Genomic DNA, 25,123 nt, shown 5'->3' on the forward strand with positions numbered 1-25,123 from the left:
TTAACTACTTATTAGTTTTTCTTTTATTTTTTTATTATCTTGATGGATAAGGATAATATTATTGCTAAAAGCTTCTTGCATGGAAATGCTGCCGTTAATAATTGCCTGTAAGCTGACATGAGTGAGCATGATGGTATTGGCGTGATCCTCTGGCGGCGTGATATCAACCTCAAGCCTACCCGTATTATTGATACCGTAACTTGACCAAATTGGCACGTCAGTTAGCAGGACGTTAACCCCTTCAACCCCTTGCTGCTCAAGCTTTCGAGAGAATAACGTCAGCCACCAAGAAGCCCTTTGGAAGGCTGGTAAGCCTTCAAGTTGAGTGACAGGTTTGATGATGCCTGTTTGCTCGGCATACATACCTGCAAGGGTGAGCTGCATCGTACCGGGAAGTATTGGGCTATTGTCATCGTATTCCATACTCATATGAAATGGGCACGCGAATGTCACAGTTGAAAATAGAATAGCAGCTAGAAAAACCGAGAGTTTACGTTTTTTCATAGATTGCTCATTATATATCTAAATAAATTTTAGTGAAATGTATCACTAAATTTCGAAATGGAAATTGTATCCTGCAATATTCAAAAGGAGCATGGTTGATATGCTTTGCGTGAATTGATTATTTCGAAAACGCAAAGGTAAGACTATGTATAAACTTACTTGTGTTGCAGCGTTAGTTGCAGCCGTTACATCCGCTTCTGTATTCGCCAGCACTTCACTCTCTGTAGATGCTCAAAATGTGGTGAGCCCATCCGGTGCGATTCTCGCTGAAAGCTTGAACAATAAAGATCAGCAGTACACTGAAGCTGTTTATGAAGTCGTGCCTGGGGTATGGTCAGTCACTGGCCTTGGAATGGATAACATAAATGTGATTGAAGGTGAAACCGGCCTTATTGTTATCGACGGTGGTATTAGCCGCGCTTATGCTAAGAAAGCCATGTCCATGCTACCCGAGAAGGTTTCATCTAAGCCAGTAAAAGGCTTTATCTATACCCACTGGCATTACATCTTCGGTGCCGGCGAATGGAATGTTAGCGATGATACGGTTGTTGTTGCCCACGAGAACCATCAGAGCGAACTGACGACTTCGACAGATGCATCTTCACCAACCGCGCCTGCTCGTGTCCTTCGTACCCAAATCCAACTAGGTACCTTCTTGCCAAAAGAAGGGCAGGACTCGCCATCGGTTACTGGCCTAGTGAATGTTGATATCTCTGATATTTCTGGGTATATGGCACCTACCAAGCTGGTGGGTGATGACGAGACCGAGTTCGAAATCGATGGCGTGAAATTTGTTACCCATGCCGGTCATTCGGATACCCTGGATGGTTTGAGCATCTACATGCCGGAGCAGAAAGTCAGCATCGACAACACTTACTGGGCACATGGCCTGTTTAACTTCTCAACCCTGCGCGGCGATCGTTGGCGTGAAGTGGACTTGATGACCCAGGCAACCCAGTGGCTGCTTGATCAAGATGTCAAGCATAGCCTGAAGGTGCATGGCAAGCCAGTATCCGGTGAAGTCTTTAAAGAGCAGCTTTCAGCACAGATGAAGTCTATCGAGCTGCTGGTTTCAGAGACAGAAAAAGCCATTGGCCAGGGTATGTCACCAGATGAAATTCAGTACAACGTGACTTATCCGGAAGAGCTAGCTAACTCACCGCACATGGAGCAAAACTATGGTGAATGGAGCTACCATACCCGCCGTTACTACAATCAAGCGATGCACTGGTTCGGTAACGACTCTGTCGACCTGCACCCACTTGAGCGTAATGACGAAGCGCGCCGTATGGTGAAAGCGATGGGTGGTGTGGATCAGGTGATCAGCCAAGCCAAAGAAGCTCACAAAGAGGGTGAATACCAGTGGTCTGCGCAATTGGCGACCTATGCAATCCGTGCCGGAAGTGACGAAGCAAAACAGGTGAAAGCAGACGCGCTGCGAAGCAAGGCGCAGTACGCGACGGCTTCAAATACCCGTAACTGGTATCTGACCCATGCATTGGTACTGGAAGGCAAGCTTGAGCTGCCGATGGTACTGACCGGCGAATACTAATCCCCTCGACACTATTTGCTGACATAGCAATTAATGACATTGCGATTGATGACATAACAAGCTCACCCACATCGGGTGGGCTTTATGCCATCTGTACTTCTTGTTAAGGACACTTTTATGAAAACCCTCTTTGCTTACTATCTACACTATTCAATTATTCTCGCCCACCATGTCAAACCACTTAGAAAGGTGCTTCAGGCGGGTAATACGCTGCTGATAAAGTTGGTTGTGCGCCAGTATGAGTGTGACGGCCTCAAAGCCTGGCAGTCATTTTGGATCCCGGCATTTGCCAAATTCGGTCGCTCAAGGGCACCCTATTTGGCTAAGAAAATGGCGATGGATATCAATGATCCGAAATCACTGGGTAGCTACCACGATTTTGAAGATCCGATTCTGGGCGTTGAAGGCCACTGGGAAACGACAGAAAACGGCGATCCAGTGCGTGTTGAAACCGCCTGTGTGGTGTGTGAAGCGCTAAAAGAGGCGACAGAAAACAAACAATGTCGCAGCGATTTTTGCCGCCATGTGGTTGCGGCTATGGAGCAGAACACCGGTGAGGCACTTAACCCGGACTACCGGGTAGAAATCCATGACCTGATGACAGAAGATGCCGAGGTGTGCCGCTTCGTTCATAAGATCGACAAAAAGTAATTATTGTCGATCAGTCTAAAACCTCGCTAATGCGAGGTTTTTTTTAATGTTTAGACTTCAAGCGTATAGCGCAACGAGCGCTTCTCGAATCCTTGCTTTGCATAAAACTCCTGGGCTTGGTAGCGACTTAGCGATGTCGTCACTTCCAATAGTTGGCAGCCATGCTCTTTGGCATGGTTTCTGGCCACTTCAATGAGCGTTGAACCAATGCCTTTGCCGCGCTTGTCTTTCTCTGTCACTAGGGCAGTGATACGGCAGATTTGCTCGCCAGTAGGAAAATACGGAAAGATGATCAAGGCTATCAACCCAAGTAGTCCGTCTTCGCTATCGAAAACCATGGTTGCTTGTCTGTTGTCGTCCAGCATTGACTCGATAATTGCAGGTGAGGTTTGGTAGCCAAGTTGAGTCAGCAATATGCCAATGGCTGGGCCATCATCCATGTTAGCATGTCGGATCATATCAATTCCCATTTAAGTATGACTAACCCAGCCTAGCAGAACGATATGACAAGTTTGTGGAGTGATAACTCAAAAAAAACAATACGAGCAGATTAAGAACTGTATATATCCAAGCGGCTTAGGGTGCCTATTGGATATATACAGTACAGGTAGGGGAGCAGCTTAAGCCACTTCGCTTGGCAGGCGGTGCTTCTCTTCTTTTAGCAGGAACTGAGACGCAGCACGGGCTTTGTCGGCATTGCCGGCCATGATGGCATCGTAGATTGAGCGGTGTTCATTAATACAAACGCCGCCGTCTTTGGACGAGTGGTGAATGAAGCTCATGAAAATCGTTGCCATTACATTGCCGAATGGTAGGTAGAAGTCGTTACCGGTTGAGAAGAAAATCAAACGGTGGAAGTGCATATCGACTTCTGCCCAGCGAGCTTGGTCGAAGTCTTCAGCAATTTCACACATTTGCTGGAAGGTCTCAGATAGCTCGATACGCTGTTCGGCAGTGGCATTGCGTGCTGCTAGGGCACAGGCTTCTGGCTCGATGGCTTTACGCAGGCCAAGGAACTGATGGTAGAAGACTTCTGCGTTTTGCAGGCCTTCCATCCATTCTAGAAGTTGTGGATCAAGGAAGTTCCAGTTCAGGCGGTCAACAACCTTGGTACCAATTTTCGGCTTTGACTCAAGCAGGCCTTTTGACGTCAAAAGCTTAACAGCTTCACGCAGGGCGGTGCGGCTGATGCCGAATTGTTCACAGAGCGTCATTTCTCCAGGGATCACTTGGCCTTGCGCGAGCTGGCCAGAGAGAATGCGACGGGCGATTTCGCGGGCTACCTGCACATGCAGGCTGCGTTTGGATCCCGCAATCGCGGTAAAACTAGAAGACATGTTAATCCTTGGTTCAATAACAATATGTATGACTATATGACTACAGTATACTGGATTTCGTGTTTTAGCTTGAGTAGTTTTGAATTTTTCAGGCAAAAAAGCCGACTTTCGTCGGCTTTTTATCGTAATAAAATTTACCGCTAGGGGCAATTTTTAGCTGTAAAACAGTCTATCTGTAGCCGATATCCTATGAGCGAACCATTAGAAGCTGTACGTAATACCTACACGGCTACGCAGTTCGCGGGTATCGCTTGCATCAGATCGGTTGTAATTGACGTCACCGAATTCAACATATGGGCTCCAAGCACCTGGACGGTAACGGATGCTGATGTTGTTCTCGTAGTTGGTGTCTTTACCGTCGTATAGCTCGTAACCTTCTGCTTTGTAGTAGTTCATTTCAAGGCCGAACTGCCAGTCATTAATGCGGTAGCCTACGTTACCGGTTACACGGTGGCGCTTATCTGTGCTGTCACCATTGCTGTAAGTTTTAAAATCGTGACGGTAACGACCGCTCAGTGTTAGGCCTTCCACGCTTTCAAAGGCGTAAGTTAGGCGAACCTGTGGCTTATATGTCATACCGCTGCTGCGGCCTTCAATTGGCATGCCTGGTTGCAAAGTCCAGTTGTCGTTCAGACGGAAGCGGTATCCCCAGTCAAATTCCCAGCCATTGTTTTGCAGATCTTCCATGAACTTGCCATCTGCGCCTTTAAACTTCAGTTCACCACTGAAGTAAAAGTCACCGATGCTTTCGTTGATTTTTACACGGCTAGAATGCTGTTCAGATTTACCGCGGTATTCATGACGGAAGTCGATAGAGGCAGCGCTGACCTGGCCTGCAATAAGAGCTGAACCAATAAGTAGCATCAGGGGAGAATGTTTGAACATAGTGTTTATTCCTGAATTGTAGGGCGTTCCCGAAAAAGTAATACAATAGTATTGTTTTGATTTTTGCCGTCAATCAGGGGTAAACGTTAATTGTGATCATGATCTATGGTGATCGGTATCACAAATAAAAAATCAAGCTTTTTAATATCAGTAACTTAATTGTTTGTTTGGAAGTTCTTTTTATATTTTTACTCTTGGTCATAAACGTGAAACCGATCAAAAAAAGTATGACATTTTGATTTTAATCAATATTAATAACTAGTATAACCGTTGTTTATCTTTGTTTTAAGCTGTTGTTTTTATTTGTTTTTATTGTTTTGTGTTACTTTTATCCTAAAATAATCGTGATCGCTATCGCGATTAATGAATATTGTAGTACAAGAAATTAGGCGAGGTTTTTATAGTATAAGCAAATTACTACTCAAAAGGACTTCAACGATGGATCTAAATACCATGATCGTCGGCATCTACTTTTTGTTTCTAATAGCAATTGGCTGGATGTTCCGAACATTTACCAATACCACCAGTGATTACTTCCGGGGGGGAGGTAGTATGCTTTGGTGGATGGTAGGTGCTTCAGCATTTATGACCCAGTTCAGTGCGTGGACGTTTACCGGTGCAGCCGGTAAAGCGTATGACGACGGTTTCGCTGTTGCGATCATCTTCCTGGCAAACGCCTTCGGTTATCTGATGAACTACCTGTACTTCGCGCCGAAGTTCCGTCAGATGCGTGTGGTTACCGTAATCGAAGCAATTCGCCTGCGTTTTGGTAAGCATAACGAACAGGTATTTACCTGGTCGGGTATGCCTAACAGCGTGATCACCGCGGGTATCTGGCTAAATGGTCTGGCGATCATTGCTTCTGGTATCTTCGGCTTTGATATGACCATGACAATTATCCTGACTGGTCTGGTTGTACTGGTGATGTCGGTAACCGGTGGTTCATGGGCGGTTATCGCCTCTGACTTCATGCAGATGGTTATCATCATGGCGGTAACGGTGACTTGTACTATCGTTGCGGTTATCCAGGGCGGCGGTGTTGGCGAGATTGTTAGCAACTTCCCACTGGAAGAAGGTGCATCTTTCGTATCTGGTAACAACCTTAACTACCTAAGCATCTTTGGTATCTGGGCATTCTTCCTTTTCTTCAAGCAGTTCAGTATCACCAACAACATGCTGAACTCATACCGTTACCTAGCGGCCAAAGACTCTAAGAACGCGAAAAAAGCAGCACTGCTTGCTTGTATACTGATGACCATGGGTCCATTGATCTGGTTCATGCCTTCTTGGTTTATCGCAGGCCAAGGTGTTGACCTTGCAGCACAATACCCAGAAGCAGGCTCAAAAGCCGGTGACTTCGCTTACCTATACTTCGTACAAGAATATATGCCAGCAGGTATGGTGGGTCTTCTGATCTCTGCTATGTTTGCCGCGACCATGTCTTCAATGGACTCGGGCCTGAACCGTAACTCAGGTATCTTCGTTAAGAACTTCTACCAACCAATCCTACGCCCTAACGCGCCGGAGAAAGAGCTGGTGGTTGTCTCTAAACTGACGTCTACCTTCTTCGGTATCGCGATCATCCTTGTTGCCCTATTTATCAACTCGCTGAAAGGACTGAGCCTGTTTGACACCATGATGTATGTAGGTGCGCTGATCGGCTTCCCAATGACTATCCCTGCATTCTGTGGCTTCTTCATCAAGAAAACCCCTGACTGGGCTGGCTGGGGTACGCTGGTTGTCGGTGGTATCGTTTCTTACTTCGTTGGTTTCGTTATCACAGCCGACATGGTTCAGAACTGGTTCGACCTTGAGCCGCTAACTGGCCGTGAGTGGTCTGACTTGAAAGTGGCTATCGGTCTGATTGGTCACCTGATCTTCACTGCTGGCTTCTTCATCCTATCGACTGTGTTCTACAAGCCGCTGTCTGAAGAGCGCCAGAAAGACGTTGACCGTTTCTTCAACAACCTGTCAACGCCGTTGGTGGCAGAGTCTACTGAGCAGAAGAAGCTGGATAACAAGCAGCGCCGTATGCTTGGCTCACTGATTGCTGTAGCTGGTGTTGGTGTCATGGCGATGTTTGCCCTGCCAAACCCATTCTGGGGCCGAATGATCTTTGTTCTATGTGGTGCGATTGTCCTTGGTGTCGGTTTGCTGCTGGTCAAAGCGGTAGATGGCAAAGTTGAAGAAGCTACCGAACTGGCTACCGAGCAGGACTAAGGAGCGAGCATGTTGAAACGTACTCTTACCTCAATGGCAATTGCTGGAGCCCTGTTCGCAGCCCCTGTATTTGCCGTGGACGGTACCCCTAACACTGTATTCTTCGATGCAGATTTGATTGCCGAGAGCAAGGCGCGTATCCACAACGATACTGCGACAGAAGAGGCGCAGGCGAGCTACCAGCGCCTGCTGGATGAAGCAGAAGATGCAATGAAAGTGGGTCTGCTGTCAGTGACTGACAAGACCCTGATGCCGCCAAGCGGTGACAAGCATGATTACTTCTCCATCAGCCCATACTGGTGGCCGAACGAGGAAACTGAAGATGGCCTGCCATGGGTACGTCAGGACGGTAATACCAACCCTGACTCGAAGACAGATGCCACAGACTCAGTGCGTATAGGCTTGTTTACCCGCTCGGTTCGCGCCTTGGGCGTGGCGTACTACTTCTCTGGTGAGGAAAAGTACGCCGAGCAGGCCGCAGAGATGCTGCGCCATTGGTTCATCAACCCTGAAACGCGCATGAACCCGAATATGCGTTATGCCCAGGCTGTACCGGGTGTTGATGACCAGCGCCGCAGCGGCATGATTGACTCGCGCAGCTTCTCGGACCGTTTGGTTGACGCATTGGCGCTGATTGAACTGTCGGAACACTGGACCGAGCAGGACGATACCGCAATGCGTGCATGGCTCGGTGACTTCCTTGACTGGTTGATTACTTCCGAGCAGGGTACTGCCGAACACTTTGCACCGAACAACCACGGTACCTGGATGCAGGCGCAGATTGCCGGTATTGCTTACTACCTTGGTCGCGAAGACATCGCCAAGATGACGGTTGCCCAGACCAAATGGCGTATCCGTGAGCAGCTAGATAGCAAGGGCACGCAGCCAGAAGAGTTGGCGCGTACCCGTGGCTACCACTATAGCTACTTCAACCTCGATGCCATGGCCTATCTGGCACAGCTTGGCGACAAACTGGGCGTCGATATCTGGAACCACGAGTACCGTGGCCGTAGCCTGAAATCAGCAATTGATTACGTGGCGCAATACCAGCGTATCGAAGACTGGCCGCACCCAGACAACGACGTGAAGAAGGGCCGCTTCCAGACTTACCGCATGCTGACGGTGTACCGCAAGGCTGATTTGGCCTGGGGTACAGACCACTACGATCAGGTTATCGACAAGATCGGCTTTGACAATGCCGAGCTAAATAACCTGTCACAGGTTTGGGCCGAGCGGGACGCGTACCTGCTGTATCCAAAACTGTAAACCCTCTCCGTGAAACACCCGGGCGGCAATACTGCCGCCCGGTATAAGGAAAACACCATGAAAAAACACACGCCTATCGCACTGGCTTTGCTGGCTGCGCTATCTTTCAACGCCCATGCTTCTTCACCGACGCCGGTACAACTGCCAGAAACTGCCGTTGAACAATCCATCGCTCAGGTTTCATTACAATCTTTGACGGCTGAGCAGTTGGTAGCCGGTCAAAGCCGTGAGCTTGTCGATGCCAGCAAGGTTGAGGCTGCGGATAACGCTGCCGTTGAGGCGTTGAAACAGCAGCTGGAAAATGCCAAGCCGGGTGAGGTGATCAGCATTGCCCCTGGCCGTTACGCCAACCTGGGTGTGGTTGAACTGACCGCCGATGACATCACAGTGAAAGCCGAGCAGCCAGGCACAGTGTTGTTGACGGGCTTGGTCCAGCTGGTCGTCAAAGGCGATGATATTACCCTAGATAGCCTAGTGTTTACCGAAGGTGGTCCGGCAGAGCGCTTTGGCGGCGTGCGTCTGGAAGGTATGCGCAATACCCTACAGAACTCGACCTTCTACTACTTCAACGATGATTACGAGTACGAGCCGGACGAGCGCCGCAGTGAGTATCCACGTTACCTGTGGGTGTCGCTATGGGGCAAAGATGGCAAGGTGATCAACAACCGTTTCGAGGGCAAGCATAAGCGCGGTACCTTGATCGGTATCCAGAAGAACATTGACGATAAGGCGGATAACCACCTGATCGAAGGCAATATTTTCTACTCGCAGAAAAAGAACCAGTATGACGAGTTGGCGATTGAAAAAGCTATCCGTTACAACGGCAACAGCTGGGAAGCGATCCGTATCGGTGATTCGAAGAGCAGCCAGTGGCCGTCAGCGACCCAGTTCGTCAATAACCTGCTGGTGGACTCTGACGGTGAGCGCGAGCTGATCTCGATTAAATCGGGTGAGAACCGTATTGCTGGCAACACCATCTTCGAAAGTGCATCGATGATTTCCCTGCGCCACGGCAAGGCGAATGTGGTAGAGAACAATGTGATCATTGGTAACAACAAGCAAGATACCGGTGGTATCCGTATCTACGATGAAGATCATGTCGTGCGTAATAACTACCTAGTTGGCCTACGTGGCTCGGGTGGCCAGATCGCTGGTAATGCCGATGTCCGTGGTGGCGTAGTGATCAACACCGGTATCATTGATGTGCAGAACAACGAGCAACTTGACCAGGAAGTGAAGGGCAAAGAGCTCAACAAGCAGTGGACGCCGAAGAACGTCACGGTGGAAAAAAACACCATGGTTGATGTGGAGTTCGGTATGGTACACGGCAACCAGGGCCACCGTGTCAGCCTGTTCGATAACAGCGAGGTAGAGACGATCTTCACGGGTGACGAGATTACCTTTAGCAGTAATGTGGTGTTCAACCTTGACGAAACATTGCAGGCATTGCGTGCAGACCCTGCGACTCCGTTGACTAACCCGACATACAGCGGTGAGGTTTACTACGGTCAGGTACACGGTGTTGACGGGGTGCCAGCAGGCGTTTCCCAGCAAAAACCAACCTACACCAAAGTGGGCGACTTCTACCAGTTTGCGGAAGGTGGTGCCGATGTATCGAAACTGCATGTGTTGACGGCTGACGAAATCGGCCCTAGCTACCGTTTGCAGGTTGCACCGAAGAGCTAGTTCTACATTTTGCTAGTTTGATATTTTGTTAATTGTCGTATTTTGCCCGGGCATATTCCAAGGTAGTGCCCGGGCTTTTTTTGTTAGTAATTCTTGATAACGACCGGTTCATGGTCGCTGTCGGTGTAGATAGTCATATCTACCTTCTTGCCATCAATTTGGTAATGGGTTGTGGTAACGGTGCCCATCAGCTCGCCACGGCCTTTCCATAATGGTTTGCTATGCATGGCTGCCACGGCTTCTACCTGTGTCGTTTTAGCTGTGGCACTGGCCATGAACTCGTCTAATGCCGCCTGGCGATCCAACGTCTTGGCAGCGAATTTGCTATCGACAAAGTCATGCTCGACAAACTTCGAGTGGTTGGCATGTGACTGCTTCTGGCTGTAGCTGTATGAATAGCGTGCCTTGTAGCCATTTTCGACATTCAGCGCCTCGCCGTTGGGATCCAGCATTACGTAGGAGAAGTATGCTGAGTATTTACCCGGCCCGCTGCGGTACATATCCAGCAACTGGTCAGGGCTGGTAGCGTTGTAGGCATCCCAAGACAGTACATAGCTTGGCGCGTTGCCTTTGAGGATATCTCCACCGTCTTTTTCGCGGTAGGTCCCTTCGTCTGCCATGGTGTTCATCAGCAGTGGCTGACCGCCTTTAGCAATACCGCCGTAAGGGATCAAGCCGGCCCAGGTTTGGATCACCTTGGTTTTGCCTTCTTCGTCGGTGTGGTTAAGGACAATCAGGCCTTCATAGTTCACCGCCATATAGTCGAAGTTAGCGACGCCCCAGCCCTTGCCTTCTCCATCTGTCATGCCCATGACCGAGCATTTCGCCGGTGCTTCAGCCTGTAGGAAGCCAATCCCGCCATTGCGTTGCGACTCTAGGATAGCTTCGTCACTCATGCCAACAGCGAGCAGGAATGAAGGTGGCAAGTTAAGGGATTCAGACAGCCCTTTGATGTAAGAAGCGGCCTCTGGCGACTGCTGCTGTAGGTTCTCGAAAACCTGCTCGCCCTCATAGCTTTTGCCAAGGCTTGCCACGTTAAGGCCCGGCAGCATCACGCCCAGTGTGTCATCAAAACGTGAAATTGAGTCGAGGATATCGTCTTTGGCGACTTCACCGACATGCTTGCCAAGCTCATAGGTGCTGCCGGTAAATTTTACCTCGGCAATCTGGTCGGTGTGCTGGATAAGTTCAGCATTTACGCCTGCACTGAGTAACGCGATGAGTGAAGCAAACAATGTCTTTTTCATGTCAAAAGCCCTTAATTCCATGATTCTTGAAAGTGGGGTAAGCGGTTATCCGCTCTGATGGGAAGCACATTAGGTTTGATATCGAACCTTGTAAAGGGTTTTGTTTTACATTGAATCTTTTATTCAGAATAGGTACAGCTACCTTCAACTCAGAGTTAAACCTAAATCTGGCTGCGAAAAGTACAAGTGATTGGATTTTCTGTCTATGTAGCTTTGGCTGGGGGTGGGTAACAATGAGTTCATGCTGAAAACATGCTCAACGCAATACAAAATCCAATATCAATAACAGCTCTAGGAAGGAACGAACTATGCCTATTCAACAACAGTTTCGCGATGCCATGTCTAACCTTGCCGCAGCCGTCAATGTGGTGACATCGGGAGGGGAAGCAGGCACTGTTGGCCTGACAGCGACAGCCGTCTGTTCGGTAACCGATAGCCCTGCCACGGTATTGGTGTGTGTTAACCGCAACAGCGCCTCCAACCAGATTTTCAAGGACAATGGCCGTATCTGCGTGAATGTGTGTGCTGCCGAACACAAAGAAATGTCGATGCATTTTGCAGGGATGACAGGCATGGCGATGGAAGACCGATTCCAGCTTCCTGGTTGGGAATTTAACCAGCATGGTGTGCCGGTACTGACTGATTCACTGGCGACACTGGAAGGTAAGGTAGCCTCTGTGAGCGAAGTGGGTACTCACAGTGTGTTCTTTGTTGAAGTTGAATCCATCACCACCACCGAGAGTGATGGGCTGGTGTACTTCTCGCGTGAGTTCAAATCTGTCGAAGCGACAAGAAAGATGCCGGAAGTGGCTTAAAAGTACCAGCTTTATTCGTTTTCTCGAACTCAGGAGCTTTCTCGAACTCAGGCAGGCCGCTATCTCTCTCGATATGAAGAGTTGGCGGCCTACTTACTATTGGCACTTAGGTTATCTATAGTACTTAGGCTTAGAATTTCAGGCCAAAAGTAACACCAATTTGGTCGGGTTCGTAGCGGTAAGGCCCTACATCTAATTTCAGGACTTCATTGGATACATTAATGTAGAACATATCTGCTGTCAGACGTACGCCGATACCGTAATAGGTGTTGGTATCAGAGTAATTAGTGGAGTAACAATTTTTACTTGAACACCACCGGTCATCTTCGGTCGTACGGTGGAAACCCAGTGAAACATATGGTTTAAGCGACACGCTTGGGCTCAGTGGGAAAGCATAGCCTAGATCTGTACCAAACTTCACTGTGCTGTAATCAACCGAGCCGCGATAGTAGTCATATCCGGACTCTTCATAGGACAGGTTGAAACCGACAATGCGGTTGAAATCATAACCGCCTTCAAGCTTAAATCCGGTGTCGGTTTCGATGTAACGATCAGACAGATATGAGATCCCCAAGCCAACACGCGGCCCCTGATAATCGTTAGGTCCGCCATGATGGTAATGATGGTGGGTATGGTGCTGATTGGCGCTGGCGACCATTGGCGCTGTAGTTAGCAGGGTTAAGGCTGCGGTAGCGAGTAACTTTTTCATTGTCTGCCTTACTGTGGAAATGGGAAGCGGGCAGATTATGGCGATCAAGTTTGGGGTTGTAATTAGCCTCATGACTGAAATAACAGAAAGCTGACAAAAGACGTCATTTTCGAAGCATTTGGCCGCTAAATGACGTTAAATGTAAGTAATTGTTGCTGGTTTATCTTGTGTTATCCTGCTTTCCGGTAACACATGAAGTGCTAAGCGGGCATGCAGTACAGCGAGGGGTTTTGTTGCAAAATTGCTGACCGTGTTCGACCATCAATCCGTGGTAAAAAGCATAGCGATTGGTATCAGCCGGAATGGCTTGCTCAACCAGTAGCCTGAACTTTTCATAGCTTTTTGGCACTTCAAGCCCGTTGCGTTCGAATATCCGCCGGGCATAGGCGTCGATGACAAAAGAGGGCTTGCCTATGGCATACACCAAGATGGCATCGGCGGTTTCCCCACCCACGCCCTTTATGGCTAATAGCTCCTGTCTAAGAACTGAAAGCTCAACCGCTCTAACTTGTTCGATGTCGTACTGATAGCTTTTGAACCATTCCGTTAGTGCTTTGAGTTTGATAGATTTTTGATTGAAGTACCCGCTAGGCCTGATTGTCTGTGCTAGTTCGTCGAGTGGAAGCCGTTCAATTAGCTGCGGATCATTGGCGGCCTTGCCGAGATTATTCAATGCCTTATCGGCGTTTTTCCAATTGGTATTCTGGACGAGGATAGTACCCAACATGGTTTGGTAGGGTGGGGTATCTGGCCACCAGTCGAAGTAGCCATAGTGGTTCTCTAAAGTGGAGAAGACGGTTTTTATCAGGCGTAGTTGGCCTGAGACATCATTAGAAAGCGTGCTCATTGATTGTATTTCTGCCCTGCTTCATGTCCGAAATCAGCGTAGCCTATCCATTCACCTCTGTCACAAGGCTTTGTCATAAACTTCAGATTGATTATGCCGTGTGTGGTCGATAAGAGGAGGAGTCGGAACGCCTGAACAGGAGACGACGGTATTTCTCCCTGCTTGCTTGGCCTGATACAGGGCTTGGTCTGCCCTTGAGACGAGTTGTTCCCAACTTTCACCGTCGCGAAGGGTGGCGACACCAAAACTGGAAGTTAATACAAAGTTTTTAATTACCCCACCTATGGAAATATTAATCCTTAGCGAGTCGGCAAGCTTGCTGGCATCTTCTGTATTGGTTTTGGCGAGTATAATTAATATCTCATCCCCGCCAAAACGGTAGGCCGAATAGGTGTTTTGAGTTTGCGCTCTGATGATTTGGGCTACGCGCTTGATTGCTTCATCTCCAGCCAAATGACCATGCTTGTCATTAATCGTTTTGAAGTTATCAATATCAGTCATGATGATACTGAGTGGTTGCACTTTACTCCTTTTTGCCATTAATTTGGGTAGCTTTCTCTCTAAGGCATGGCGATTGTAGAGCTGTGTTAGTGGATCTCGGCGCGAAAGTTCCCGGATAGAACTGATCAAGCGGGCATTGATCATCCACATCATGCTGAAACTCATCGCAACCACTAGAATAATACTGAACAAGAAAGTGAACTGGTGGATCACCCCTGCATACATGAAGCTATGTAATTCGCCTGATAATGCGGTCCACATTACTCTAATTATCATGAATATACTGTAAAGAAATAAAGAAGCCGACATCATCCAAACAGCGATCTTCAAGTCTTTATTTGTTCCTCTGATCGTTGCGATAGCTGATAAGAATGTGGTGATGGCCAAGAAAACACTGATAACTATAACCCGTGCCTTGATTGACGGTGAAACTTGGGTGAAGTAATAAAATAGCGAGACAGAGAGCGGAATGCAGGCATAGGTAAAATAGGTAAATTTCAGCGAACCCTTTCTGAAAATACATAAGCTATGCAGAACCAATTGAAAACCTAACATAATCAGACTATTAGCTAGGACAATGCTAAACCAGTCTGGTGTTTTTCCTCTCATGCCGAGGAAGAATGGGCCTACTCCAATAAACAAAAGGGATAATGCAAATAGCTCTAGTCCAGGTATTTCTTTTTGGGAACGACGATAGAGAAGAAAGCCAACACTGTAGATACAAGAAAACAGAATGATAATAAAGTTGAGTGTTCTTATATCTAGGGTAAAAAAATCCATGTTTACTAACCACTCTTTGTAAGGCAACAAAGTAGCTGGAAGCCATATCCCACTTTTTAGGTAATAGAATCTTAGAGTATTGTTAATATTATTCTCAATAACAGGCGGTGAAGTGAGAATGTAATCACATTACATGGTCATATTAGAAGAAATAGTCATCGCGAAAGAAGGAAATACACATTTAAAGTGACTTGTGTATTTCCCTTGATATTTCATTAAGTATTCATATATTCATGCGACTTCCGGTAGTTTTACCGCTCGTGCCGGGTTTCTTTTTACTGCAATTATGGCAAGTTTTTTCCGGTATATGGATATCGAGTGGTCGGCTAAGAACTTGTTATATTTAAAGTTGCCTAGAAACCATGCTTTTAATCTATAGGCAAAAGAAACAGAGTAAAGCAACCTAACTTCTTCGTACTTACCAGCATCGCAATTGGTCAAATAGCGCATATTTCCCCCGTGGATATATCCGTTGAATTTCTCCAAAAGCTTCTTTTGGAGCCAACGACCAACATAAGGGAGAATACCCAGTATGGTACTTAAGCCACCAATGGTTATCTTGTTTGGTGGCAGCATTGTGACAGCATCAGCGGCATTTACGATGCGATAAATTGGCGTCTTGATGGATGATATCCATTCTTCGTTACCGACTCTCGGTGCGCCAAAAGTATAGCAAGCGGCAATGCCGTTTTTGAAACCTAGCCGCTTGGCTGCAACCATTGCCAGCGCTCCTCCTAAGCTGTGACCAGTGATCATCAAAGGTTTGCTGTTATCTAATTGGTGCAGTGAGCGTTCTATCTGACTTTCAACGGCTTCATAAGCTTGCTTGAAACCAGTATGAACCTGCCCACCAGATACACACTCGGTTGTTATCGCACGAATATCCGTTTTTATATCTTCCAAGCTGGTTGCTTCAGTGCCTCGAAAGGCTAATACATGGTATTGCTCTAGCTCCACCAAAATGGCCTGTGTTCCATCTTCATCGAATGTGTCTATGAGGCGGGCACTATTAAGTAGGCGCAGTTCATTCTTGAGCGTGGCTTCTTCGGCTTGGTGATCATAAACCAAGTTATTGAGTAACGAGAGCAATTTTCCTATTCGTGGATCTGCCTTGTTTCGACTAAGTTGATTAACCATATCCTCTAGCCGATCTTCAGTAAACTTGGATGGGGTGAAAGGGTTAAAGCGGATATAAGCTAATTCAGATAAACAAGCCATTAGCCAAGCGGTTCTGTCGCTATAGGCCTGTCGGTAGAGAGGGAAAGCGGTATCTAATATTTGCTCGGCCTGTTTTTGTTGTGCTCGGGTCGACGCGATAATTTTACTAGTCATGTTATATCCTTATATCTTCATGAGGCGGTGACGGTATTTAATCCATCCAGCTTTTCGCGATCCGGCCGGAATCTTTGAGTTCCTGCAAGCCTCTTTCGTAGTGGGCATTTTTATCTGTGAGCCATTCCACCAAGTTAATGTCGATATAAAATCCGCTTCCGTTATTCCTGTGGGTATAACCTATTGTGTAATGATTAAATAGGTGGAGGCTTAGCCCTGCACCAAAATCACTGACATCAGGCCGGTCGGTATAAATTGCGGTTACAGATGCACCGATAGGGAACTTGCCATCAAAACAGTCCCAACAGTTAACTCCGAACACTTCTAGCCCATAGCTTAAATCGGTTCGTTCTCCGCGGACTGCATCTGGTATCTGTTCAATCAAAATAACAGGATGGAGCAAGAAAAACTGCCAGTCTGCAGGACCATCGTTACCAACCTGTTGGTAATAGCCACCTTGGAGCTGGTAGGTCACCAAACTATCAAGGAAAGTCATTGCCCTAGCATTGTTATTGAATCGCTCCCACCGCTTAAGTGTTTGCTTAATGGCTGTGTCTGCCTTTTCGCTAGCGATGGTCTCAATTGGGCTGTTTAAATGGTTTAGTACATCAGCTAGCGCTTCGAGAGCAATACCGCAGTCCAGGCGTTGTGTTGATGATAGCTGAGCTAACTTATCGCATTGTTGGTCGGCAACTTTAGCCCCCATTCTCGGGTTGCTACCAACATTGAAATAGTAGAGCCCGGTGTTGGCATTGTGTCGGTAGGAAGCATATTGGAAAGCAGTGAGCGGGGACTGCTCCAAGGTATCCGCATAATTGATAATAGGTAAGATGAGTGTTCTTTCTATCTCAATGGCTTGCACGCCAGCTGCATCAAAGATGTCTGCATAATATTGACCAACAGCAGCAGGCAGCTCTCGGGCGATTTGTTTTATAGTTTGTTCCGATTCACTCTGCGTGAACTGGTTGATGTTTTCATTTATGTCTATCGTTTGGCAAAGCGCTAAACGCCCTTTCTCAATGAGAGTGATCACGGGGTTAATTTGTTGCTGAACAGCCGGGTGAGCTTCAATGGGAGGGAGTGTTTGCTTACAATTGCTTGGTGTTTCTGTTGTGGATAATGCGTTGAAAGACAATAGGCTACAAAGTGCTACTATCAGACACCGAACATAGCTTTTCATAAGTCCTCCTAACTATTTTCTTGGGCTGCTAATTGTTCAAGTTCTCGATAAACCTCTTTAACGGCTCTGAAGAATGCGACTAACTCTCTTATGTTGATGTCATCATCCGTCAGGTCATCCAGTTCAGTGCGTACATCCTCAAATTTGTGGTTGAGTGAGCCTTGCTTATAGCTCTGCAGAGCTTGTTTGGTATCTTCGCTATAAATCCTAGACGGGGCGTAGCAGACGTTGTTGAGAAACTCGGCGACGAATTCCGGGTGCGCTGCATATTGACCAAAACCGTGGGGGTTGATTTTTTTCTGGATACTTTGCGATAGATGTTGGACGTTGAATGATTGCGTTTTGTGGAACGGAAGGAAGTGTGTGAGAGGATCAAGTACGTTGTGGCCGTTGATGAAAAAATCACGGATACAACCATTGTTGTCAGTATCTAAATGTACTCGGCTTTGTGATGGGTCGGGCAAACGGCTAATCAGCGGAAGCATGCGACTGACATTCGCAAAAGTCACCAAACCTTTGACGGTATTTATTTTGGGATGTTGGGTATATAGGGAGTTCAGGCTGTCATGAGCGACCGCGGTGCCCATTGAATGGGCGACAATAACAAGCTTTCCTTTGTTGTTGACTAGTTGGTTAATTTCATCGGTCATTCTTGCTCGCGCTCTGGGGCCGCAATGCGTTGAGCCATAGAGCAGGATATCGAGTAGGTATTCATAGATAAATCCGTCCTTGTCTAGCTTGGTTAGTCCTTTGAGGAGCTTTTTGACCAAGCTAGAAGGCAGGCCATTGGTAAACTCAGTAAGTTGGCTGACGAGTTGTTCATGGCCTCCTTTGGCCGCTTTTGCCATTTTCTGTCGTTCTTGATCAAACTCTTCAGAGTAGTTGAACTCACGTATCGTTACTTGGGAGTCGGTGTTGATATCATATGCCAGGCCAAAATGCTTTTGCGCGGTTTCATTGATAGCTGAAGTAAACGCCGCTTTCATATTGCCTGGTTTGTGGGTACCAATTCCGTGAACCAGTAATACTGTTGTTGTCATGATTGGTCTCCTTTTGCAGTTATCTTTCCTTAAGTCATTAACAGCCATCACCGGAGTAATACTTTATGGGGATATGGATTGCTTCATTGTTTCAGCCGTAATTTCGGCTTGAAGGCTCATGGTTGATAGTTGTAGTGACTTAAGATTTTTATCTGTTCTCAAGGGCGAGGGTGTAGAAGTGTAAGTTTTAGGTGCTAGCTGTATAGTTAGCTTATTGATGTCATTCGTAACGGGAGAAAGAAAGTTTTCTTTAATATCAATAATTAGCTTGTCGTTAATATACTTTGGCATAAAGTGATATGTTTTTGCCCAGCCACCATTACTTTCTGGTAAAAAGTAAATTCCCTCTTTCCAGTCATCAGGTAGTTCAGAATTAGATACAGAATTACCGCCATTGTCTCCCCAATAGCAAGTTCTTCCGTTGCAAAGAGCGGCGAGGTTTAATGGGGGATCATATTGATTGGGTGTTTCGTTAGAAAGTGAAGAACCTTTTTCACAGAGTATATAACTTTTACCACCAATAATTGTTGATATTGAATTTTTGCATGCATATGTTATTGAATCTTCATTAATTATTATTGGTTTTTTTATGCTTGGAGAAGAGTTAATGACACTGCCATCTTGTTTGCAAAGTATATATTTATCTTCTCCCAAATTGAGATGTTTTTGTGTTGTGCAATGAGGTAGAGCTTCTGAATGAGCATCAACATTAAAAGAAAAGAAGAACAATACTATGAGTAAGGCAAATCTGCTATTTCGCATTTTTCACTTCCTCCTCGAAACATGAAACAAGCTTTGCAGTTAACTTTTCATCGATGGGGTAACCATTTTGGGTGCAGCTGACTAAAAGATCTAATGGCTGGTAGGTCATTTTATTGTTCGTGTGTTTGATGGGGATTGGTGCTGGCTGTTGCGTAATGGGCTTAGATAAACCGTAACGAGGAAAACCTGCCCCTATATGTTCATTTGGTATTACACCTCCAATGACGACAGCAACAAGCCCAAGGATTATCATCGCCCCACCAATCGATCCGACAGTGACATTAAAAGAGAAATCCTCCGGAGAAAAAGCGAAGTTCACCGCTTTAGGGTTGTTTGCTGGTGGAGAATCTTCATTATTGCTTGCAGACTGCATTGAGGAGCCGTTATCTCTTGATATACCCAAGATGAAGAACATGATCCCTAAACTAATTACTGAGAAGCCAATTAACATGACATTTTGCTTCATGACCTGTTTATTGATAGTTAACCGGAATGTCTTTTCTTCTTGATTAAATAGAGAAAAAAGAGAGTAGTCGTCAGCAGAATATAGGATGTTTTTTCGTTTTGCTTCTTCAATATGGTATATGGCAGATACGGATGGTTCAGACTTTGTCAGTTCAAGAAGTGATTCACTTGCTTTATTTTGATAGATAATAGCGGTAGCAATAAGGTAAACGGGGATCACAAACCCAAAGAATGCAGTGATTAGCAGTTTTATACGGTCGAATTTAATATTCATGCTAGTGCTGTTTTGCTATGAATGATAAATATAACGTATGGTCATATTTATTGGTGGTCAAAAAACAACCGCGCAAATGTGAGGTACCTTTCAAAAGATAATATTAATAACTGAGGGAAAAGAAAATTAGGAAAATAGGAATAGCGTTTGCTTTATCAATGTCATAAATACATTGTTAACATGCGATTTGTCAAAATAATGACGCTTGGGTTTATTGAGTAATTAGATATTAATAAAGTGAGTAAATACACACTCTTCAGCATGAGGGTGTATTTACTGGGTTGAGGGAAACGGTGGCATCACGATGTGGTGTTTACATTACTGCTCTTTGGTATCAATCAACGCATTGAGCAGTGTGGAAAGCTGGCGGTATTTCTCTTCGCCGAGTTTGGCCTTGAGCTGAATATACTGGGCTTCAATTAATGGTCGCAGATCGTCGACCAGTGTTTTTGCCTTGTTCGTGAGATGGATATAGTACTTGCGTCCGTCATTAGCAGACTTCTTGCGCTGTACATAGCCCATTTTCTCAAGGCGGTTCACTATCCCGGTCAGGCTTGGGCCTAGAATGCAGCATTCGCGGGACAGGGTGGAGAAATCGATTTCACCAAGCGTATCGAGCACCCGCATCACACGCCATTGCTGCTCGGTGATTTCGTTGTCCGCCAGGATAGGGCGGAAGTAATCCATGGATACATCCCTTGCGCGTATCAGCTGCAGGGGGAGCGAGTCTTCGTACTTAGTCACAATATAACCTTCTAGCTGTTACCGTGTTGTCGCAAATTATTATTTGTTTCAGACACATATTCACAATATAAATCAAACTATCGAAAAGCTATAGCTGTATTTTGATCTTATATATTACTTTGGATATCGCCAAGTTATGTAAAAAATGCGGGCTTGCTGCTAGGCAACGAGCCCGCCGTGAATGCACCCGCTAGGCGTACAAGATGCTCGGTAAAAACAGTACGATAGCTGGCATCAATACAATAAGCGCCAGTCGTACCATGTCTGCCACCCAGAACGGGAATACTCCCTTGAAGATGGTGGCGGTGTTTATATCCTTGATAATGCCGGACAATACAAAAACGTTGAGTCCGACCGGTGGGGTGATCAAGCTGATTTCGGTGACCACTACCACCACGATGCCGAACCAGATTGGATCGAAGCCAAGCTCAACCACCACCGGGAAGAAAATCGGCACAGTCAGCAGCATCATCGACATACTTTCGAATACGCAGCCAAGAATGATGTAGATTAATATGATCAGGCCCAGCGCCATCATCGGGGAGACGTTAACCGCCTGGATCATCTCAATCAGTGCGGTTGGTAGTCCGGCTCGGTTGATGAAATTAGACAATATCAGGGCGCTGATCACTACTGCAAACAGTGAAGCTGATGTTTTGGCGGTATCAACTAGGATGTCGCGCAAAATGGCGTAGTTGAGCTGGCGGCGGTAGGCTGCCAGGGCGAAGGCCCCTGTTGCACCGATCCCGGCCGCTTCGGTTGGGGTAAAGGCGCCGATATAGATCCCGCCCATCACCAGTACAAACAGTGAAATGGTCGACATGATCCCTTTTAGAGCGATAAAGCGGTCTTTCCAGCTGACGCGTTCACCCGGAGGGGCGCTTTCTGGGTTGCGGAAAACCACCCATTGCACGGCCATCAGGTAAAGGACGATACCGATTAATCCCGGAATGAAACCAGCGGCGAATAGTTCACGGATACTGCTTTCCGTGAGTAGGCCATAGATCACCAGCATCACGCTTGGTGGGATCAGAATGCCCAAGGTACCACCGGCAGCAATAGAAGCGGCGGCCAATCCGTCTGAGTAACCAAACTTACGCATCGGCGGCATGGCGACTTTAGACATGGTTGCCGAGGTGGCGAGGCTTGAGCCACAGATAGCCGAGAAGCCACCGCAAGCCAAGATAGTTGACATCGACAGCCCACCTTTACGGTGGCCGACAAAGGCATTACAGGCACGGTAAAGTTCGTTGGAGAGCCCAGCCCGTGTCACCAAGTTACCCATCAGAATAAACAGCGGGATCACAGATAGGCTATAGTCCTGACCGGTATCGATAATGCGTCGGGCCGCCATCGACATTGCCGCGTTCCAGTTGTAGTCGTTGATGTACCAGAAGCCGAGAAAACCCACCACACCCATGGCAAAAGCCAGTGGCAAGCGGAGGAAGACAAGGGCAATCAGAACCGTAAAGCCAATAATTGATTCAATCATTTAAACCCCCTTGCTCTCGGTGTTCAGTGGCTGGGCCGTGGATGATGGCGAGAACAACGTCTTGCCGTAGACCAGGGCATTGAAGAAAGTCAGGAACCCGCCGACAAAGCCAGTAATAGAAATCAGGTAAGTGACATAGCCAAGAGGCAGCTCAAGAATTTCCGTAACCTCTTCATACTCCATAGAGCGGCCAGCCAATTTCCAGTTCATCATGGCAACCAGAACCAGCGAGCATGAGCAGATCAGGTTGATCACCACTTGACGCAGGCCCACCCAGCGTTTTGGGAAGACGTTGTCGAGCAAGTCGACGCAGATGTTTTCTTCCTGCCACGACACCAATGGAAAGGCCATGAACACCATGACTGCCAGTAATACCTCGATCATCTCGGTAGAGCCGATCAGCGGGCTGCTAAAGAAGAAGCGCCCGACGACATCTACAAAGGTGATCACCATCATTAGCATCAGGCTGAGAGCGGCAAGGGCCTCCAACCCTCGCCGAATCGCCTGGGAAAGTCTTGAGCAACTCATAGCTTACAGTCCTTGTTCAAGCTCTTTATAGAAGTAGTTGTAGGCCGCTTCGCCGTCTATCTTGCGTTGCTTGGCCGATTTGTACCATTTGTTCACCAATGGCTCGGTGGACTTTTTCAGGTCGGCAATCATTTCTGGTGTTGCTGGAGTAAAGGTGTGGCCGTTGGCGATACCGGCTTCATAACCGACGTTGTCCATGTCGTCCCACATCTTGCCGAACAGACGAGATAGTTTTTCACCCGAGACGTTGCGGATGGCTTCCTGATCGGCTTTCGATAAGCCTGACAGGGTGTCGCGGTTCATCACGATGGCAAAGCTGCCGCGGAAGATCCCGCCCGGGTAAACCGTGGTGTTGTCAGCAACTTCGGCGAGACGGAAAGAGGCAAGGGATTCATAAGGCAGATAGGTGCCGTCGACCACGCCTTGCGAAATAGACTCATACACCTTGGTGGTTGGCGTAAACACCGGTGTCACCTTCATGTCTTTGGCAATATCAGAGATAACGCCGCCACCGACACGCAGCTTCTTGCCTTTGATATCGTCCAGTGAGCCTACAGGCCCTTTGGTGATCAACTGGCCTGGGCCATTAACGCTCAGTGCCAGTACTTCAACACCACGGTGCTCGCGGCCTTTGCTTAGGTAGGCTTCGTAGGTGCGCCAGTAGGCTTGGGAGATCAGCTCGGAGCTGGCGTAGTCTGAAAAAGTTGGGATCTCAGGCAGCTGTGTAAGCTTGAAGCGCCCTGCCTTGTGGCCATGGTAAATCCAGGTGACTTCACCGATGCCATCGGTCACGACATCAATTTGGGTTTGCGGTGGGGCAAGGTCATACTCCACTTTTACAGTCACTCGGCCTTCAGTGGCCTCTTCAACCCATTCCCCCCACGTAGGCCAAACAACTTTGTTGATGCCGTGGTTTGGCGAACCCCAAGTACTGATTTTGATTGTTTTTTCAGGGGCGGCTTGCACGGCATAAGTGGAAAACATCATTAGTGCAGCGGTGGTCATGGAGGCAATTTTGGTTACACGCATAACAGGATTCCTTTAGTTATGGATGATGAGTAGTGCTCACTGGGTGAGTCGTTATTGGACTTTAGTTAACATATTAACTAATTCGCCAGAAAGCAAAGGTCTTGTTAATGAAATGTGTTAGTTTCCTATTGCTTTGTTAACTGGATCAATGATTCGAAAATAAAATCACTCCCGACATTATTTTCTTACTTGTTTGATTAATGACCAGTCTGTAAATACCTCCTACAAATGTGATCTTTCCTGCAAATTGAATGTAACGAGATTTGCATGACAAATGATTAAATGTCTATTTATAAATCTAAACCATTGATTTAATTTGGTTTTGCTCTGATTTCATTGAATTGCTGGACATTAGTTAATATATTAACTAATGTATTTAACATGTTAATTAGTTGCTAATTGCTTTCCCTGACAGCATGACCGTGGACGAGGGACGTTGGCAATCAGTCAGCCAGAAAAAAGGAATGCGAAATGTTAACGGAAGATCAAATTCATGTGGCGGCAGAGCGGTTATATAAAGCCGAGAAAGGAAGGGAGCAGATCCCGGCACTAACCCTAGACTACCCAGAGATGAGTATGGATGACGCCTACCGTATTCAGAGCCGTTGGGTAGAACGAAAAATTCGTGAAGGGGCCGAAGTAAAAGGTTACAAAATTGGTCTGACATCGCGGGCAATGCAGATGGCAGTGAATATTGACCAGCCAGATTATGGCGTACTGCTTGATGATATGTTTTTTCCTGACGGTGCCCAAATTCCCGCAGATGACTTTCTCGACCCGCGTATTGAAGTAGAGCTGGCCTTTATTCTTAAGGACAAGCTCGAAGGCGACAACATCACTATATTCGATGTGCTTAATGCCACCGATTATGTGGTACCTGCGCTGGAGTTGATTGCTGCCCGTTGCCACCGTACCGATCCACAGTCCGGTTATACCCGCAAGGTGTACGACACCATTGCCGATAATGCAGCCAACGCCGGGATTATTCTTGGCGGCCGTCCTATCAAGCCTACTGAGCTCGATTTGCGCTGGGCTGGCGCCATGCTTTATCTCAATGGCCAAATCGAAGAAACCGGCCTCGCCGCTGGGGTATTAGGCCATCCTGCCAATGGGATCTGCTGGGTGTGCAAGCGTTTTGCGCCGCACGGTGTTTCGCTAGAACCAGGGCAGGTGATCCTGGCGGGCTCCTTTACCCGTCCGGTGGCGGTGAAAGCGGGTGACAGTGTTCATGCTGACTTCGGCCCGCTCGGCGGCATCTCGGTCAAGTTCGTCTAGGG

24 protein-coding genes are annotated in these 25,123 nt (G+C 47.2%); 7 read left to right on the plus strand and 17 right to left on the minus strand.

The window, feature by feature from the left end; all coding sequences use genetic code 11:
* A complete protein-coding gene (locus tag ACXAD4_RS23200) occupies nucleotides 1-504 on the minus strand; it encodes a hypothetical protein (protein ID WP_475244406.1) in 504 nt (167 codons plus the stop codon).
* Between the two features lie 145 nt (nucleotides 505-649).
* Here ACXAD4_RS23200 and ACXAD4_RS23205 point away from each other — a divergent pair, with 145 nt between their 5' ends.
* Both ACXAD4_RS23205 and ACXAD4_RS23210 read left to right on the plus strand, forming a co-directional pair.
* On the plus strand, nucleotides 650-2,056 hold the full coding sequence (locus ACXAD4_RS23205; protein WP_475244407.1) for an alkyl sulfatase dimerization domain-containing protein: 1,407 nt from the start codon (nucleotides 650-652) through the stop codon (nucleotides 2,054-2,056).
* A 117-nt stretch (nucleotides 2,057-2,173) separates the two neighbouring features.
* Nucleotides 2,174-2,707: a hypothetical protein gene (locus ACXAD4_RS23210; protein ID WP_475244408.1), complete on the plus strand. Its 534-nt coding sequence runs from the start codon at nucleotides 2,174-2,176 to the stop codon at nucleotides 2,705-2,707.
* A 50-nt stretch (nucleotides 2,708-2,757) separates the two neighbouring features.
* Here the strand turns inward: ACXAD4_RS23210 and ACXAD4_RS23215 are convergent, their stop codons facing one another.
* The 3 genes from ACXAD4_RS23215 to ACXAD4_RS23225 all read right to left on the minus strand — a co-directional run bounded on the left by ACXAD4_RS23215 (nucleotide 2,758) and on the right by ACXAD4_RS23225 (nucleotide 4,929).
* Nucleotides 2,758-3,165, minus strand: a complete 408-nt coding sequence (locus tag ACXAD4_RS23215) for a GNAT family N-acetyltransferase (RefSeq protein ID WP_475244409.1) — start codon at nucleotides 3,163-3,165, stop codon at nucleotides 2,758-2,760.
* A 162-nt stretch (nucleotides 3,166-3,327) separates the two neighbouring features.
* Entirely contained in the window at nucleotides 3,328-4,044 is a 717-nt protein-coding gene (locus ACXAD4_RS23220) for a FadR/GntR family transcriptional regulator (RefSeq protein ID WP_475244410.1), read from the minus strand.
* Nucleotides 4,045-4,245: 201 nt separating this feature from the next.
* Nucleotides 4,246-4,929 (minus strand): oligogalacturonate-specific porin KdgM family protein, encoded by a 684-nt coding sequence (locus tag ACXAD4_RS23225; RefSeq protein ID WP_475244411.1) that lies wholly within the window; start codon nucleotides 4,927-4,929, stop codon nucleotides 4,246-4,248.
* Nucleotides 4,930-5,367: 438 nt separating this feature from the next.
* On the opposite strand from ACXAD4_RS23225, the gene ACXAD4_RS23230 reads away from it, so the two are divergent.
* The 3 genes from ACXAD4_RS23230 to ACXAD4_RS23240 are packed head-to-tail and all read left to right on the plus strand — an operon-like array spanning nucleotide 5,368 to nucleotide 10,101.
* Nucleotides 5,368-7,149 carry a sodium:solute symporter family protein gene (locus ACXAD4_RS23230; protein ID WP_475244412.1) on the plus strand — a complete coding sequence of 594 codons (1,782 nt, stop codon included), beginning with the start codon at nucleotides 5,368-5,370 and terminating at the stop codon, nucleotides 7,147-7,149.
* A gap of 9 nt (nucleotides 7,150-7,158) precedes the next feature.
* Nucleotides 7,159-8,415: an alginate lyase family protein gene (locus tag ACXAD4_RS23235; RefSeq protein WP_187463313.1), complete on the plus strand. Its 1,257-nt coding sequence runs from the start codon at nucleotides 7,159-7,161 to the stop codon at nucleotides 8,413-8,415.
* 57 nt (nucleotides 8,416-8,472) lie between these two features.
* On the plus strand, nucleotides 8,473-10,101 hold the full coding sequence (locus tag ACXAD4_RS23240) for a polysaccharide lyase 6 family protein (RefSeq protein ID WP_475244413.1): 1,629 nt from the start codon (nucleotides 8,473-8,475) through the stop codon (nucleotides 10,099-10,101).
* Nucleotides 10,102-10,184: 83 nt separating this feature from the next.
* On the opposite strand, the gene ACXAD4_RS23245 is transcribed toward ACXAD4_RS23240, so the two are convergent.
* Nucleotides 10,185-11,348 (minus strand): C45 family autoproteolytic acyltransferase/hydolase, encoded by a 1,164-nt coding sequence (locus ACXAD4_RS23245; protein WP_475244414.1) that lies wholly within the window; start codon nucleotides 11,346-11,348, stop codon nucleotides 10,185-10,187.
* 308 nt (nucleotides 11,349-11,656) lie between these two features.
* Between ACXAD4_RS23245 and hpaC the strand changes: the two genes are divergently transcribed.
* Nucleotides 11,657-12,163 carry a 4-hydroxyphenylacetate 3-monooxygenase, reductase component gene (gene hpaC / locus ACXAD4_RS23250; protein ID WP_475244415.1) on the plus strand — a complete coding sequence of 169 codons (507 nt, stop codon included), beginning with the start codon at nucleotides 11,657-11,659 and terminating at the stop codon, nucleotides 12,161-12,163.
* Nucleotides 12,164-12,293: 130 nt separating this feature from the next.
* On the opposite strand, the gene ACXAD4_RS23255 is transcribed toward hpaC, so the two are convergent.
* The 12 genes from ACXAD4_RS23255 to ACXAD4_RS23310 form a co-directional block, all read right to left on the minus strand.
* Nucleotides 12,294-12,872, minus strand: a complete 579-nt coding sequence (locus ACXAD4_RS23255) for an outer membrane beta-barrel protein (RefSeq protein WP_475244416.1) — start codon at nucleotides 12,870-12,872, stop codon at nucleotides 12,294-12,296.
* Nucleotides 12,873-13,032: 160 nt separating this feature from the next.
* Complete coding sequence (locus ACXAD4_RS23260; RefSeq protein WP_475244417.1) at nucleotides 13,033-13,719, minus strand: endonuclease; 687 nt, start codon at nucleotides 13,717-13,719, stop codon at nucleotides 13,033-13,035.
* Between the two features lie 60 nt (nucleotides 13,720-13,779).
* Nucleotides 13,780-15,000: a GGDEF domain-containing protein gene (locus ACXAD4_RS23265; protein WP_475244418.1), complete on the minus strand. Its 1,221-nt coding sequence runs from the start codon at nucleotides 14,998-15,000 to the stop codon at nucleotides 13,780-13,782.
* A 231-nt stretch (nucleotides 15,001-15,231) separates the two neighbouring features.
* Entirely contained in the window at nucleotides 15,232-16,332 is a 1,101-nt protein-coding gene (locus ACXAD4_RS23270) for a lipase family protein (RefSeq protein WP_475244419.1), read from the minus strand.
* Between the two features lie 37 nt (nucleotides 16,333-16,369).
* A complete protein-coding gene (locus ACXAD4_RS23275; protein WP_475244420.1) occupies nucleotides 16,370-17,512 on the minus strand; it encodes a hypothetical protein in 1,143 nt (380 codons plus the stop codon).
* Between the two features lie 8 nt (nucleotides 17,513-17,520).
* Nucleotides 17,521-18,552, minus strand: a complete 1,032-nt coding sequence (locus ACXAD4_RS23280; protein WP_475244421.1) for a hypothetical protein — start codon at nucleotides 18,550-18,552, stop codon at nucleotides 17,521-17,523.
* 63 nt (nucleotides 18,553-18,615) lie between these two features.
* On the minus strand, nucleotides 18,616-19,314 hold the full coding sequence (locus ACXAD4_RS23285; protein WP_475244422.1) for a hypothetical protein: 699 nt from the start codon (nucleotides 19,312-19,314) through the stop codon (nucleotides 18,616-18,618).
* The gene (locus ACXAD4_RS23290; RefSeq protein WP_475244423.1) at nucleotides 19,304-20,053 is read right to left on the minus strand and encodes a hypothetical protein; all 750 of its coding nucleotides are present in this window, start codon (nucleotides 20,051-20,053) and stop codon (nucleotides 19,304-19,306) included. Before ACXAD4_RS23290 ends, ACXAD4_RS23285 begins: the two co-directional genes overlap by 11 nt.
* A gap of 318 nt (nucleotides 20,054-20,371) precedes the next feature.
* Nucleotides 20,372-20,797 (minus strand): homoprotocatechuate degradation operon regulator HpaR, encoded by a 426-nt coding sequence (gene hpaR, locus ACXAD4_RS23295; RefSeq protein WP_475244424.1) that lies wholly within the window; start codon nucleotides 20,795-20,797, stop codon nucleotides 20,372-20,374.
* Nucleotides 20,798-20,987: 190 nt separating this feature from the next.
* Complete coding sequence (locus ACXAD4_RS23300) at nucleotides 20,988-22,289, minus strand: TRAP transporter large permease (RefSeq protein WP_107299497.1); 1,302 nt, start codon at nucleotides 22,287-22,289, stop codon at nucleotides 20,988-20,990.
* The gene (locus ACXAD4_RS23305; RefSeq protein ID WP_475244425.1) at nucleotides 22,290-22,817 is read right to left on the minus strand and encodes a TRAP transporter small permease; all 528 of its coding nucleotides are present in this window, start codon (nucleotides 22,815-22,817) and stop codon (nucleotides 22,290-22,292) included.
* Between the two features lie 3 nt (nucleotides 22,818-22,820).
* Complete coding sequence (locus tag ACXAD4_RS23310; RefSeq protein WP_475244426.1) at nucleotides 22,821-23,846, minus strand: TRAP transporter substrate-binding protein; 1,026 nt, start codon at nucleotides 23,844-23,846, stop codon at nucleotides 22,821-22,823.
* A gap of 471 nt (nucleotides 23,847-24,317) precedes the next feature.
* On the opposite strand from ACXAD4_RS23310, the gene hpaH reads away from it, so the two are divergent.
* The gene (hpaH, locus tag ACXAD4_RS23315; RefSeq protein ID WP_475244427.1) at nucleotides 24,318-25,121 is read left to right on the plus strand and encodes a 2-oxo-hept-4-ene-1,7-dioate hydratase; all 804 of its coding nucleotides are present in this window, start codon (nucleotides 24,318-24,320) and stop codon (nucleotides 25,119-25,121) included.
* Nucleotides 25,122-25,123: the final 2 nt, after the last annotated feature.

The organism is Photobacterium sp. AWH4_225 (assembly GCF_056158405.1).

Bases quoted from the DNA above. Each gene is read 5' to 3' on its own strand.
- ACXAD4_RS23200 (WP_475244406.1), bottom strand. From the start codon at position 504: ATGAAAAAACGTAAACTCTCGGTTTTTCTAGCTGCTATTCTATTTTCA.
- ACXAD4_RS23205 (WP_475244407.1), top strand. From the start codon at position 650: ATGTATAAACTTACTTGTGTTGCAGCGTTAGTTGCAGCCGTTACATCC.
- ACXAD4_RS23210 (WP_475244408.1), top strand. From the start codon at position 2,174: ATGAAAACCCTCTTTGCTTACTATCTACACTATTCAATTATTCTCGCC.
- ACXAD4_RS23215 (WP_475244409.1), bottom strand. From the start codon at position 3,165: ATGATCCGACATGCTAACATGGATGATGGCCCAGCCATTGGCATATTG.
- ACXAD4_RS23220 (WP_475244410.1), bottom strand. From the start codon at position 4,044: ATGTCTTCTAGTTTTACCGCGATTGCGGGATCCAAACGCAGCCTGCAT.
- ACXAD4_RS23225 (WP_475244411.1), bottom strand. From the start codon at position 4,929: ATGTTCAAACATTCTCCCCTGATGCTACTTATTGGTTCAGCTCTTATT.
- ACXAD4_RS23230 (WP_475244412.1), top strand. From the start codon at position 5,368: ATGGATCTAAATACCATGATCGTCGGCATCTACTTTTTGTTTCTAATA.
- ACXAD4_RS23235 (WP_187463313.1), top strand. From the start codon at position 7,159: ATGTTGAAACGTACTCTTACCTCAATGGCAATTGCTGGAGCCCTGTTC.
- ACXAD4_RS23240 (WP_475244413.1), top strand. From the start codon at position 8,473: ATGAAAAAACACACGCCTATCGCACTGGCTTTGCTGGCTGCGCTATCT.
- ACXAD4_RS23245 (WP_475244414.1), bottom strand. From the start codon at position 11,348: ATGAAAAAGACATTGTTTGCTTCACTCATCGCGTTACTCAGTGCAGGC.
- hpaC (WP_475244415.1), top strand. From the start codon at position 11,657: ATGCCTATTCAACAACAGTTTCGCGATGCCATGTCTAACCTTGCCGCA.
- ACXAD4_RS23255 (WP_475244416.1), bottom strand. From the start codon at position 12,872: ATGAAAAAGTTACTCGCTACCGCAGCCTTAACCCTGCTAACTACAGCG.
- ACXAD4_RS23260 (WP_475244417.1), bottom strand. From the start codon at position 13,719: ATGAGCACGCTTTCTAATGATGTCTCAGGCCAACTACGCCTGATAAAA.
- ACXAD4_RS23265 (WP_475244418.1), bottom strand. From the start codon at position 15,000: ATGGATTTTTTTACCCTAGATATAAGAACACTCAACTTTATTATCATT.
- ACXAD4_RS23270 (WP_475244419.1), bottom strand. From the start codon at position 16,332: ATGACTAGTAAAATTATCGCGTCGACCCGAGCACAACAAAAACAGGCC.
- ACXAD4_RS23275 (WP_475244420.1), bottom strand. From the start codon at position 17,512: ATGAAAAGCTATGTTCGGTGTCTGATAGTAGCACTTTGTAGCCTATTG.
- ACXAD4_RS23280 (WP_475244421.1), bottom strand. From the start codon at position 18,552: ATGACAACAACAGTATTACTGGTTCACGGAATTGGTACCCACAAACCA.
- ACXAD4_RS23285 (WP_475244422.1), bottom strand. From the start codon at position 19,314: ATGCGAAATAGCAGATTTGCCTTACTCATAGTATTGTTCTTCTTTTCT.
- ACXAD4_RS23290 (WP_475244423.1), bottom strand. From the start codon at position 20,053: ATGAATATTAAATTCGACCGTATAAAACTGCTAATCACTGCATTCTTT.
- ACXAD4_RS23300 (WP_107299497.1), bottom strand. From the start codon at position 22,289: ATGATTGAATCAATTATTGGCTTTACGGTTCTGATTGCCCTTGTCTTC.
- ACXAD4_RS23305 (WP_475244425.1), bottom strand. From the start codon at position 22,817: ATGAGTTGCTCAAGACTTTCCCAGGCGATTCGGCGAGGGTTGGAGGCC.
- ACXAD4_RS23310 (WP_475244426.1), bottom strand. From the start codon at position 23,846: ATGCGTGTAACCAAAATTGCCTCCATGACCACCGCTGCACTAATGATG.
- hpaH (WP_475244427.1), top strand. From the start codon at position 24,318: ATGTTAACGGAAGATCAAATTCATGTGGCGGCAGAGCGGTTATATAAA.